This is a genomic window from Novilysobacter erysipheiresistens, from assembly GCF_036663935.1.
Taxonomy (GTDB): Bacteria; Pseudomonadota; Gammaproteobacteria; order Xanthomonadales; family Xanthomonadaceae; genus Novilysobacter; species Novilysobacter erysipheiresistens.
On record NZ_JAXGFP010000005.1, the window covers coordinates 134,423 to 146,668 of the forward strand.

Here is a 12,246-nt window from a genome sequence, read left to right on the forward strand (position 1 = left end):
GAATGCCCATGTTCACCTACTACTTCGACCTCGCCCTGCGCAGCTTCAAGCGCAACAAGGTCCTGACCGCGCTGATGGTGCTGGCGATCGCGCTCGGCATCGGTGCGGCGATGACCACGCTGACCGTGTACCACGTGCTGTCGGGCGATCCGTTGCCGAACAAAAGCGACGTGATCTTCTATCCGCAGATGGACCCGAGGAACATGAACGGCTATGTCGCCGGCGAGGATCCGGAGGGCCAGATGACCCGCTTCGACGCCGAGGCGCTGCTGCGCGATGCGCGCGGCGAGTACCAGGCGATGATGTCCGGCGGCGCGGTCGCGGTCGAGCCGCAGCGCGCCGGGCTGGATCCGTTCTACGCCGACGCTCGCTACACCTCGGCCGACTTCTTCCCGATGTTCGACCTGCCGTTCGCCTACGGCAAGGGCTGGACCACCGAGGAAGACACCGCGCGTGCGCGCGTCGCGGTGATCTCCAAGGAGCTCAACGACAAGCTCTTCGTCGGCGGCGACAGCGTCGGCAAGACCATCCGGCTCGACCAGACCACGTTCCAGGTGCTGGGCGTGCTGAAGGAATGGGAGCCGACGATGCGCTTCTACGACCTGACCAACACCCGCTTCGGCGAAGTCGAGCAGGTGTTCCTGCCGTTCTCGACCTCGCGCGACCTCGAGATGGGCACCAGCGGCAACATGAATTGCTGGGACGACAGCAACGACGTCGAGGGCGGCGAGCGTGGCGTCAATGCGCCCTGCACATGGATCCAGTACTGGGTGCAGCTGGAGTCGCCGGAGCAGGCCGAATCGTACGAGCAGTACCTGCGCAACTACTCTGACCAGCAGCGCGCCGCAGGCCGCTTCGAGCGCCCGACCAACGTGCGCCTGCACAACCTGATGGGCTGGCTCGACTACAACGAGGTCATTCCCGGCGACGTGCGCCTGCAGGCCTGGCTGGCACTGGGCTTCCTGCTGGTGTGCCTGGTCAACACGGTCGGCCTCCTGCTGGCGAAGTTCCTGCGTCGCTCGACCGAGATCGGCGTGCGTCGCGCGCTCGGCGCGTCGCGCGGGGCGATCTTCGCCCAGTGCCTGGTCGAGGCAGGTACCGTCGGACTCGCCGGCGGCATCCTCGGCCTGGGGCTGGCGCTGCTCGGGCTGTGGGCCGTGCGCCAGCAGCCCGCCAGCTACGCCGAACTGGCCCACCTCGACCTGCCGATGCTGTTCGCCACCTTCGTCCTGGCGATCGTCGCCAGCCTGTTGGCGGGTCTGTTGCCGGCCTGGCGCGCCTGCCAGGTGACCCCCGCCATCCAGCTCAAGAGCCAGTGAGGCCCCGTCATGGCTGATATCCGTCCCATCCTCTCGACCCTGCGCCGGCACAAGACCGCCTCGGCACTGATCGTGCTGGAGATCGCCCTGAGCTGCGCGATCATCTGCAACGCGGTGTTCCTGATCACCACCCGGCTCGAACGCATCGACCGGCCGAGCGGCCTGGCCGAAACGGAACTGGTGCGCGTCAACATGGCCGGGATCGGCCGCAACGACAACGCCGAGGCGCTCGCGCGCGAAGACCTTGCCGCCTTGCGCGCGATTCCCGGGGTCAAGGCGGCGACATTGACCAACCAGATCCCGTACGGCAATTCCTCCTGGAACAGCTCGGTCAACCTCGAGCCGGAGCAGCAGAACCCGACCATGAATGCCTCGGTGTACCTCGGTGGCGAGCAGTTGCTGGAAACCTTCGGCCTGCGACTGGTCGCCGGCCGCGACTTCAACACCGACGAGTACGTCGACTGGGAGGCGCTCGATGCACCCGGTTCCGAGGTCGAGATCCCCTCGGCCATCATCAGCCGCACCGCCGCCGAACGCCTGTTTCCGGGCGAGAGCGCGGTCGGCAAGTCGATCTACAGCTGGGGCGAGAACGCGATCAAGGTGGTCGGCGTGGTGGAGCACCTGATCCGGCCGAACGAGAACGGCGGTCCTTCCGAAGTGCAACTGTCGATCATGCTGCCGGTGCGGGTGCCGTTCGGAAACTACGTGCTGCGTACCGAGCCGGACCGGCGCGTCGAAGTGCTGAAGGCGGCCGTGTCGACGCTCAACCAGGTCAACCCGAGCCGCGTCCTGCTCGACGACGACACCTTCATCGAGGTACGCGACGAGTACTACCGGCAGGACAAGGCGATGGCCTGGCTGCTGGTGGCGGTGATCATCGGCTTGCTGGTCGTCACCGCGCTCGGCATCGTCGGCCTGGCCAGCTTCTGGGTGGCCCAGCGGACCAAGCAGATCGGCGTGCGCCGCGCGCTCGGGGCGACCCGCGGCCAGGTGCTGCGCTACTTCCAGACCGAGAACTTCCTGCTGGCGACGCTCGGCATCGTGATCGGCATGGCGCTGGCCTACGGCATCAACCTGGCATTGATGGAGCGTTACGAGCTGGCGCGGCTGCCGGCGATCTACCTGCCGGTCGGCGCGGTCGCGCTGTGGCTGCTGGGACAGGTCGCGGTGTTCGGCCCGGCCCGGCGCGCGGCCGCGGTGCCGCCGGCGGTGGCGACCCGCAGCGTGTGACCGCGACCTCCAGTAGGCTTGCCCGATGCCGACCGTCCTGATCATCGATGACAACCCCTCCGTCGCCATCGCGCTGGAGGTGCTGTTCTCGCTGCACGACATCGACAGCCGCGCGGTCACCAGTCCGGCAGACGGCCTGGCCGCTCTGGACGACGGCGGCATCGACCTGGTGGTGCAGGACATGAACTTCCATGCCGACACCACCTCCGGCGAGGAAGGCATGGCGCTGTTCGGCGAGATCCGCGCGCGCCATCCCGACCTGCCGGTGATCCTGCTGACCGCATGGACCCACCTGGAATCGGCGGTCGACCTGGTCAAGGCCGGTGCCGCCGATTACCTCGCCAAGCCGTGGGACGACCGCAAGTTGATGGCCACGGTCAACAACCTGCTGGAACTGTCGGAGGCGCGGCGCGAACTGCAGCGCCACCGCCAGGGCGAGCGCCGCCGCCGCGACGCGCTCGAACGCGGCTACGACCTGCGCGGGCTGGTCTACGCCGACCCGGCCAGCGAGAGCGTGCTGACCCTGGCCTGCCAAGTCGCGCGCTCGGACCTACCGGTGCTGATCACCGGCCCAAACGGCACCGGCAAGGAAAAGTTCGCCGAGATCGTGCACGCCAACTCGGCGGTGCGCGACGGCCCGTTCGTCGCACTCAACTGCGGCGCGCTGCCGAGCGAGCTGATCGAGGCCGAACTGTTCGGCGCCGAAGCCGGCGCCTACACCGGCGCCAACCGCGCGCGCGAGGGCAAGTTCGAGGCGGCCGACGGCGGCACCCTGTTCCTCGACGAGATCGGCACCTTGCCGGCAGCCGGCCAGGTCAAGCTGCTGCGGGTGCTGGAAACCGGCCGCTTCGAGCGCCTCGGCGGCAACCGCGAACGCAGCGTCAAGGTGCGCATCGTCAGCGCGACCAACGCCGACCTGGCGAAGTTGATGGCCGACGCCCACTTCCGCGAGGACCTGTATTACCGGCTCAATGCGATCGAACTGAAGCTGCCGCCGTTGTCGCAGCGCCCAGACGACATCCTGCCGCTGGCGCGGCATTTCCTGCCGCGCGGCAAGTCGCTGGACGCGGGCGCCGAGCGCGCCCTGCTCGCCCATGCCTGGCCGGGCAACGTGCGCGAGTTGCGCAATACCCTGCAACGCGCCGCGCTGCTCGCGCGCGGCGACCGGATCGGCGCCGCCGACCTGGGCTTGCCGGTTTCCGCCGCCGCGCCCGCGCCGACCGAGGAACCCGACCGCGCCGGCATCGAGGCCGCGTTGCAACGCAACGCCGGCGTGGTCGCCCAGGCCGCGAGCGAACTCGGCCTGTCGCGGCAGGCGCTGTACCGGCGCATGGAACGGTTGGGGATCGAGCGGGCGCAATGATGGCGAACGGGTCGCCACGCCGGCTTCCACGCGTGCCGCTGAGTGTCGTATTCAGTGTCCTCGCGTTCGTCTACATGGCCGCCGCCGCGGGCCTGGCCATGCTGCTGTCGCGCTGGACCGAAAGTCGCTGGCTGGCCGCCGTGATCGCGCTCGCACTGCTGCTGCCGCTGCTGGCCTACCACGTGCGCAGGATGTTCGCGCCGATGCACTCGCTGTTCCGTGCGCTGGCCGGCACCGTCGCCAGCTACCGCGATGGCGACTACGGCTTCAGCCTGTCGGCGACCGCCAGCGGCGAGCTGGGCGAACTGGTCGCCGCCCACAACCGCCTCGGTGACGCGCTGCGCGAACAACGGCTGGCGCTGGTCCAGCGCGAGCTGCTGCTCGACACCATGGTCCAGAACACGCCGGTGGCGATGATCCTGGTCGACCCGTCGCACCGCGTCGTCCATGCCAACCTCGCCGCGCGCAAGCTGCTCGGCGAGGGTCGCAAGCTCGAGGGGCAATCGTTCGACGCCCTGGTCGCACTCGCGCCGGATGCATTGCGCGAAGCACTCGAGCGCGGCGGCGACGGCATGTTCACCATCGGCGACGACACCGATATCGACAACAGCAGCGAGGACATCTACCACCTCGCCCGACGCCAGTTCCGCCTCAACGGTCGTCGCCACGAGCTGATCCTGCTGCGGGTGTTGACCGCCGAGCTGCGCCGGCAGGAGGTGCAGACCTGGAAGAAGGTGATCCGGGTGATCAGCCACGAACTCAACAATTCGCTGGCGCCGATCGCGTCGCTGGCCCACTCCGGTGCCGAGCTGCTGCGCCGCGGCCAGCACGAGCGATTGCCGGCGGCGCTGGCGACGATCGAGGATCGCGCGCGGCACCTGGAAGGTTTCATCCGCGACTACGCCCGTTTCGCCAAGCTGCCGGCGCCGCGACTGGAGCGCGTCCCGTGGTCGCGCTTCATCGAGCAGTTGCACAGCCAGGTCGAGTTCACCTTCGACGGCGCGAATGACGGCGTCGGCCGTTTCGATGTCGCCCAGCTCGAGCAGGGCCTGCTCAACCTGCTCAAGAACGCGCACGAGTCCGGTTCGGCGCCCACCGACGTGGCGCTGGCGCTGCGGCGGGTGCCGCAGGCATGGCGCATCGATGTGCTCGACCGCGGCAGCGGCATGAACGAGGCGGTGCTGGCCAACGCGCTGCTGCCGTTCTACTCGACCAAGCGCCACGGCACCGGCCTCGGGCTGGCGCTGGCGCGCGAGATCGCCGAGGCCCACGGCGGCCGCATCGCCCTGCTCAACCGCGAGGATGGCGGCCTGTGCGTGTCGCTGGTGTTGCCGGACTGACGTTACTTCTTCTTCGGCCGCTGCCAGCCTTCGATCACCGACTGCCGCGAACGCGCGACCGTGAGCTTGCCGGCCGGCGCCTCGCGGGTGACCACCGAGCCGGCCGCGATCGTCGCGCCCTCGCCGATCGTCACCGGCGCCACCAGCGAGCTGTTGGAACCGATGAAGGCGCCGTCCTCGATCGTGGTGCGCGACTTGTTGACGCCGTCGTAGTTGCAGGTGATCGTGCCGGCGCCGATGTTGACGCCGCTGCCGACCACCGCGTCGCCGAGGTAGCTCAGGTGGTTGGCCTTGCTCGATACGCCCATGCGGGCGTTCTTGGTCTCGACGAAGTTGCCGATGTGGGCACCGTCGGCCAGTACCGTGCCGGGCCGCAAGCGCGCGAACGGGCCGATCATCGCCGCGCCCTCGACCACCACGCCGTCGAGGTCGCAATGCGCGCGCACCTCGGTGCCGGGCCCGAGACGAACATTGCGCAGGCGGCAGAACGGGCCGATGCGGACGTCGTCGGCCAGTTCGACCGTGCCTTCCAGGATCACGTCGACGTCGATCTCGACATCGCGGCCGACCGTCACCGTGCCGCGCACGTCGATCCGCGCCGGATCCACCAGCCGTGCGCCGTCGACGCACAACGCCTTCGCCGCGCGGCGCTGGAACGCGCGCTCGAGCTGCGCCAGCTGCCACGGATCGTTGGCGCCCTCGACTTCCAGTGGATCGTGCACGTGGACCATCTCGGCGGCACTGAATTCGGCGGCGGCGGCGGCGAAGACGTCGGTCAGGTAGTACTCGCGCTGGGCATTATCGTTGTCCAGGTGCGCCAGCCAGCGCCGCAGCGGCTCGCCGTCGGCGACCAGGATGCCGGTGTTGACCGTCCGGATCTCGCGCTGCTCGTCGCTGGCATCCTTCTGTTCGACGATGCGGGCGACGTTGCCCTCGGCGTCGCGCACGACCCGGCCGTAACCGCTCGGGTCGGCGAGGTCGGCGACCAGCACCGCGACCCGGCCACGGGCATCGAGCAGGCGCCGCAGGGTCTCGGCGGTGATCAGCGGCACGTCGCCGTACAGCACCAGCACCCGCGCGTCGGCCGGCACCGCCGGCATCGCCTGTTGCACGGCGTGGCCGGTGCCGAGTCGCTCGACCTGTTCCGACCAGTGCAGGTCGGACTGCTCGGCGAATGCGTCGCGCACCTGCTCGCCACCATGGCCGTAGACCACGTGGATCCCGGCGGGCTGCAGCGACCGCGCGGTGGCGACGACGTGGCTCAGCATCGGTTCGCCGGCGATCTTCTGCAGCACCTTCGGCACGGCCGACTTCATGCGTTTGCCTTCGCCGGCGGCGAGGATGACGACGTGCAGGGGGGCGGCCATGCGGACTCCAGGTACGGAAACTCGTGTGGCGGCAATTCTAGCCGGCGGGCGCCTGCTAGGATGCCGCGGTGCCGAATCCGCGACCGAACTTCCCCTATCCCCTCGCAGCGACGACTCGTCCGGTGCGGGGCGCGGCATGAGCCTGACCCGGCAAGGTCGGCATTACCTGTTGATCGGTGGCGTGCAATGGCTGCTGGACTGGGCGGTGATGGTCGCGCTGAGCCATTGGGGCATGCCGGTCGAAGCAGCCAACGTCGCGGGCCGGATCTGCGGGGCGCTGCTGGGTTTCTGGCTCAATGGCCGGATCACCTTCGCCGGCGAGCACACCGAGGTCGGTCGCCGCCAGTTCTTCCGCTTCCTGTTGATGTGGTTGCTGACCACCGCGATCAGCACCTGGTCGATCGGCGCGATCGACGACGCGGTCGGCCTCAAGTGGACCTGGCTGGCCAAGCCCGGCGTCGAGATCGTGCTTGGCGGACTCGGCTTCCTGCTGTCGCGGCACTGGGTGTATCGCCGCTGAAGCAAGATCGAAAACGAAAACGCCGGCTCATGGCCGGCGTTTTGTAACGGGTGGTCCCGTCAGTGCTTCATGTTCTTGCGCAGCCGCTCCAGCGCCTGCAACTGCGCCATGACCTCGGCCAGCTTCTGCTGCGCCTCGGCGATCTCCATCGGCTCGCCGCGACGCGCGAGCACGCGCTCGGCCTCTTCCTTGGCGGCGCGCACGGCGGCTTCGTCGATGTCCTGGGCGCGGATCGCGGTGTCGGCCAGCACGGTCACGACCTGCGGCTGCACCTCGAGGATGCCGCCGGACACGGCGAAGTCCATCTGCTCGCCGTTGGGCAGGGTGACCACGACCTTGCCCGGCTTGAGCCGGGTGATCAGCGGCGCGTGCTTGGGCGCGATGCCGAGCTCACCGATTTCGCCGGTGGCGACCAGCAGTACGGCCTCACCGTGGAAGATCTCTTCCTCGGCACTGACGATGTCGCAACGGAAGGTGGATGCCATCTGGTATCTCGCTTTGCTCGGAGGGGAAGACCGCTGCCGGGTCGCGCTCGGTGCGCGGCCCGGCGGGTGATCAGGCGGCTTCGCCGGTGATCTTCTTGCCCTTCTCGACCGCTTCCTCGATCGAGCCGACCATGTAGAACGCCTGCTCCGGCAGGTGGTCGTACTCGCCCTCGACAATCCCCTTGAAGCCGCGGATGGTGTCCTTCAGCGGCACGTACTTGCCCGGCGAGCCGGTGAACACCTCGGCGACGTGGAACGGCTGGCTGAAGAAGCGCTCGATCTTGCGCGCGCGCGACACCGCCTGCTTGTCCTCTTCCGACAGCTCGTCCATGCCGAGGATCGCGATGATGTCCTTCAGTTCCTTGTACTTCTGCAGGGTCGACTGGACCTTGCGGGCGACGTCGTAGTGCTCGTTGCCGATCACGTTCGGGTCGAGCTGGCGCGAGGTCGAATCCAGCGGATCGACCGCCGGGTAGATGCCCAGCGAGGCGATGTTTCGCGACAGCACGACGGTGGCGTCGAGGTGGGCGAAGGTGGTCGCCGGCGACGGATCGGTCAGGTCGTCCGCGGGCACGTACACGGCCTGGATCGAGGTGATCGAGCCGGTCTTGGTCGAGGTGATGCGCTCCTGCAGCACGCCCATTTCCTCGGCCAGGGTCGGCTGGTAGCCCACCGCCGACGGCATGCGGCCGAGCAGCGCCGAGACCTCGGTGCCGGCCAGGGTGTAGCGGTAGATGTTGTCGACGAAGAACAGCACGTCGCGACCCTTGCCGGACTCGTCCTTCTCGTCGCGGAAGTACTCGGCCATGGTCAGGCCGGTCAGCGCGACGCGCAGGCGGTTGCCCGGCGGCTCGTTCATCTGGCCGTAGACCATCGCCACCTTGTCGAGGACGTTGGAGTCCTTCATCTCGTGGTAGAAGTCGTTGCCCTCGCGGGTACGCTCACCGACGCCGGCGAACACCGACAGGCCTTCGTGCGCCTTGGCGATGTTGTTGATCAGCTCCATCATGTTGACGGTCTTGCCGACGCCGGCGCCGCCGAACAGGCCGACCTTGCCGCCCTTGGCGAACGGGCACATCAGGTCGATGACCTTGATGCCGGTTTCCAGCAGGTCGTTGGTCGCGGCCTGCTCTTCATAGGTCGGCGCGTCGCGATGGATTTCCCAGTCGGCGGTGGCCTCGACCGGACCGGCCTCGTCGATCGGGCGGCCCAGCACGTCCATGATCCGGCCCAGCGTGCCCAGGCCGACCGGCACCGAGATGCCCTTGCCGGTGTTGGTCGCGATCAGGTTGCGCTTCAGTCCGTCGGTGGAGCCCAGCGCGATCGCACGCACCACGCCGTCACCCAGCTGCTGCTGCACTTCCAGCGTGATTTCGGTGTTGTCGACCTTCAGCGCGTCATACACGCGCGGCACCGACTCGCGCGGGAACTCGACGTCGACGACGGCACCGATGATCTGAACGATCTTGCCCTGGCTCATGATGTTTCCTCGTAGCTCTTAATTGCTGCTTGCGGGTCGCACGGTGCGTCCGCAGTGAATGGGTTTGACTACGGCAACGGTCAGACCGCCGCGGCGCCGCCGACGATTTCCGAGATTTCCTGGGTGATCGCCGCCTGCCGGGCCTTGTTGTAGACCAGCTGCAGGGTGTCGATCAGCTTGTTGGCATTGTCGGAAGCCGCCTTCATCGCGACCATGCGCGCGGCATGCTCGGACGCGACGTTCTCCAGCACCGCCTGGTACACCAGCGACTCGACGTAACGGGTCATCACGTGCTCCAGCACGCCCTCGGCGTCGGGCTCGTAGATGTAGTCCCAGTCGTGCCGGGCGATCTGCGTTTCCGGCTCCGGCAGCGGCAGTAGCTGGTCGAAGCTGGCCTTCTGGGTCATCGTGTTGACGAAGCCGTTGTAGGCCAGGAACACCCGGTCGATGCTGCCGTCGCTGTAGCCGTCGAGCATGACCTTGATCACGCCGACCAGTTGCTCCAGGTGCGGCGCGTCGCCCAGATGGCTGACCGAGGCCAGCATGTTGACCTTGACCCGGCGGAAGAACACCGAGGCCTTCTGGCCGATGGTGACCACGTCGACCTCGACGCCCTGGTCGTTCCACCGCCGGATCTCGCCGAGCAGCTTGCGGAACAGGTTGTTGTTGAGGCCGCCGGCCAGGCCGCGGTCGGACGACACGATCAGGTAGCCGACCCGCTTGGGATCCTTGCGCTCGATCATGTACGGATGCCGGTAGTCGGAATTGGCCTGCGCCAAATGGCCGATCACCTGCTTCATCACCCGCGCGTACGGACGCGAGGTCTTCATCCGATCCTGCGCCTTGCGGATCTTCGAGGCCGAGACCATCTCGAGCGCGCGCGTCACCTTGCGGGTGTTCTGCACGCTCTTGATCTTGGTTTTGATTTCGCGTCCGCCAGCCATCGTCGTGCCCGCCTTACCAGGTGCCGGTCTGCTTGAAGTCTTCGATGCCCTTCTTGAACTGGGCCTCGATCTCGTCGTTCCAGTTGCCGGTGCTGTTGATCTTCTCGACCAGTTCGCCCTGGGTGTTGGCGAAGTGGGCGTGCAGACCTTCCTCGAAGGCCATGATCTTGTTGACCGCGACGTCGTCGAGGTAGCCCTCGTTGACGGCGTAGATCGACAGCGCCTGCATCGCGATCGACATCGGCGCGTACTGCTTCTGCTTCATCAGCTCGGTGACGCGCTGGCCGCGCTCGAGCTGCTTGCGGGTGGCTTCGTCCAGGTCCGAGGCGAACTGCGCGAACGCGGCCAGCTCACGGTACTGGGCGAGCGCGATGCGGATGCCGCCCGACAGCTTCTTGATGATCTTGGTCTGGGCCGAGCCACCGACGCGCGACACCGAGATGCCGGCGTTCACGGCCGGGCGGATGCCGGCGTTGAACAGGTCGGTCTCGAGGAAGATCTGGCCGTCGGTGATCGAGATGACGTTGGTCGGCACGAACGCGGAGACGTCGCCGGCCTGGGTCTCGATGATCGGCAACGCGGTCAGCGAACCGGTCTGGCCCTTGACCTCGCCCTTGGTGAACGCCTCGACATACTCCTCGGACACGCGTGCGGCGCGCTCGAGCAGGCGGCTGTGCAGGTAGAACACGTCGCCCGGGTAGGCTTCACGGCCCGGCGGGCGCTTCAGCAGCAGCGAGATCTGGCGGTAGGCGACGGCCTGCTTGGACAGGTCGTCGTACACGATCAGTGCGTCCTGGCCGCGGTCCATGAAGTACTCGCCCATGGTGCAGCCCGAGTACGCGCTGATGTACTGCATCGCGGCCGACTCGGAGGCGGTGGCGGCGACCACGATGGTGTGGTCCATCGCGCCGTTCTGCTCCAGCTTGCGCACGATGTTGGCGACGGTCGAGGCCTTCTGGCCGATCGCCACGTACACGCACTTGATGCCGGTGCCCTTCTGGTTGATCACCGCGTCGATCGCCATCGCGGTCTTGCCGGTCTGGCGGTCGCCGATGACCAGCTCGCGCTGGCCGCGGCCGATCGGGATCATCGCGTCGACCGACTTGTAGCCGGTCTGCACCGGCTGGTCGACCGACTTGCGCCAGATCACGCCAGGGGCGACGCGCTCGACCGGCGCCGACAGCTTGGCGTCGATCGGGCCCTTGCCGTCGATCGGCTCGCCCAGCGCGTTGACCACGCGGCCGAGCAGTTCCGGGCCGACCGGCACTTCGAGGATGCGGCCGGTGGTCTTGGCGACGTCGCCCTCGACCAGGTGTTCGTACTCGCCCAGGACCACGGCGCCGACCGAGTCGCGCTCCAAGTTGAGCGCCAGCGCGAAGGTGTTGTTCGGCAGCTCGATCATCTCGCCCTGCATGACGTCGGCGAGGCCGTGGAGGCGCACGATGCCGTCGGACACCGAGGTGACCGAGCCTTCGTTGCGCGACTCCGCGGACAACTTGACCTTCTCGATGCGGGTCTTGATCAGTTCGCTGATTTCGGACGGGTTGAGCTGGGTGGTTGCCATCTTCTTTTCCTGGTTGGGCGGGTCGGACCCGCCTTCGCGTTCGGCGGACATCGGTCCGCCCACGTGTTGCCTTGTCAGTGGGCCAGTGCGCCCTGCAGCCGCTCGAGCTTGCCCTTGAGCGAGCCATCGATCACCACGTCGCCGGCATCGATCACCGCGCCGCCGATCAGCGACGGATCGATCGCCGTCTCGATCTCGACCTCGCGGCCGAAGCGGCGCTTGAGGCCCTCGCGGATCGACTCGAGCTCGGCCGCCGGCAGTTCGCTGGCAGCGGTCACCCGCGCCTTCACGATCCGATCGGCTTCGGCGCGCAGTTGCTCGAACAGCCCGGCGATCTCCGGCAACAGCACCAGCCGGTGGTTCTCGGCGAGCAGGCCGATGAAGCGCAGCAACTCCTCGTCGGCGCCGTCGGTGGCGAGCAGGGCGACCGCGTCGTCTTTCGACAGCTGCGGGTGCGACAGCAGCGCCTGCACCCGCGGATCGGCCGCGACCTGCGCGGCGAACGCGAGCGCCTGCGACCACGACGCGGCGCGGCCGTCGTTGCTCGAAGCCGCGAACGCGGCGCGCGCATACGGGCGGGCGAGGGTCAGGGACTGGCTCATTGCTTCGGGCTCATCGCTTGGGGCATAGGGTC

Annotated in this window: 11 protein-coding genes; 5 read left to right on the plus strand and 6 right to left on the minus strand. The window is 67.9% G+C overall.

Annotated features, from left to right (window positions below; all coding sequences use genetic code 11):
* Positions 1-8 precede the first annotated feature (8 nt).
* The 4 genes from SNE34_RS10600 (at position 9) to SNE34_RS10615 (ending at position 5,252) form a co-directional block, all read left to right on the plus strand.
* Positions 9-1,319 (plus strand): ABC transporter permease, encoded by a 1,311-nt coding sequence (locus tag SNE34_RS10600; RefSeq protein WP_332617005.1) that lies wholly within the window; start codon positions 9-11, stop codon positions 1,317-1,319.
* Between the two features lie 9 nt (positions 1,320-1,328).
* A complete protein-coding gene (locus tag SNE34_RS10605; protein ID WP_332617008.1) occupies positions 1,329-2,549 on the plus strand; it encodes an ABC transporter permease in 1,221 nt (406 codons plus the stop codon).
* A gap of 25 nt (positions 2,550-2,574) precedes the next feature.
* The gene (locus SNE34_RS10610; RefSeq protein WP_332617011.1) at positions 2,575-3,912 is read left to right on the plus strand and encodes a sigma-54-dependent transcriptional regulator; all 1,338 of its coding nucleotides are present in this window, start codon (positions 2,575-2,577) and stop codon (positions 3,910-3,912) included.
* A 74-nt stretch (positions 3,913-3,986) separates the two neighbouring features.
* Positions 3,987-5,252, plus strand: a complete 1,266-nt coding sequence (locus SNE34_RS10615; protein ID WP_425604518.1) for a sensor histidine kinase — start codon at positions 3,987-3,989, stop codon at positions 5,250-5,252.
* A gap of 2 nt (positions 5,253-5,254) precedes the next feature.
* On the opposite strand, the gene glmU is transcribed toward SNE34_RS10615, so the two are convergent.
* Entirely contained in the window at positions 5,255-6,619 is a 1,365-nt protein-coding gene (gene glmU / locus SNE34_RS10620) for a bifunctional UDP-N-acetylglucosamine diphosphorylase/glucosamine-1-phosphate N-acetyltransferase GlmU (protein ID WP_332617014.1), read from the minus strand.
* 136 nt (positions 6,620-6,755) lie between these two features.
* Here glmU and SNE34_RS10625 point away from each other — a divergent pair, with 136 nt between their 5' ends.
* The gene (locus tag SNE34_RS10625) at positions 6,756-7,139 is read left to right on the plus strand and encodes a GtrA family protein (protein WP_332617015.1); all 384 of its coding nucleotides are present in this window, start codon (positions 6,756-6,758) and stop codon (positions 7,137-7,139) included.
* A 59-nt stretch (positions 7,140-7,198) separates the two neighbouring features.
* On the opposite strand, the gene SNE34_RS10630 is transcribed toward SNE34_RS10625, so the two are convergent.
* From SNE34_RS10630 to SNE34_RS10650, 5 genes are all read right to left on the minus strand, one after another.
* Entirely contained in the window at positions 7,199-7,624 is a 426-nt protein-coding gene (locus SNE34_RS10630; protein ID WP_332617017.1) for a F0F1 ATP synthase subunit epsilon, read from the minus strand.
* A 70-nt stretch (positions 7,625-7,694) separates the two neighbouring features.
* Complete coding sequence (atpD, locus tag SNE34_RS10635; RefSeq protein ID WP_332617019.1) at positions 7,695-9,104, minus strand: F0F1 ATP synthase subunit beta; 1,410 nt, start codon at positions 9,102-9,104, stop codon at positions 7,695-7,697.
* Positions 9,105-9,184: 80 nt separating this feature from the next.
* The gene (gene atpG / locus SNE34_RS10640; protein WP_332617021.1) at positions 9,185-10,048 is read right to left on the minus strand and encodes a F0F1 ATP synthase subunit gamma; all 864 of its coding nucleotides are present in this window, start codon (positions 10,046-10,048) and stop codon (positions 9,185-9,187) included.
* A 13-nt stretch (positions 10,049-10,061) separates the two neighbouring features.
* Positions 10,062-11,612 (minus strand): F0F1 ATP synthase subunit alpha, encoded by a 1,551-nt coding sequence (atpA, locus tag SNE34_RS10645; RefSeq protein ID WP_332617023.1) that lies wholly within the window; start codon positions 11,610-11,612, stop codon positions 10,062-10,064.
* A 74-nt stretch (positions 11,613-11,686) separates the two neighbouring features.
* Entirely contained in the window at positions 11,687-12,214 is a 528-nt protein-coding gene (locus SNE34_RS10650) for a F0F1 ATP synthase subunit delta (protein WP_332617025.1), read from the minus strand.
* Between the last annotated feature and the right edge of the window lie 32 nt (positions 12,215-12,246).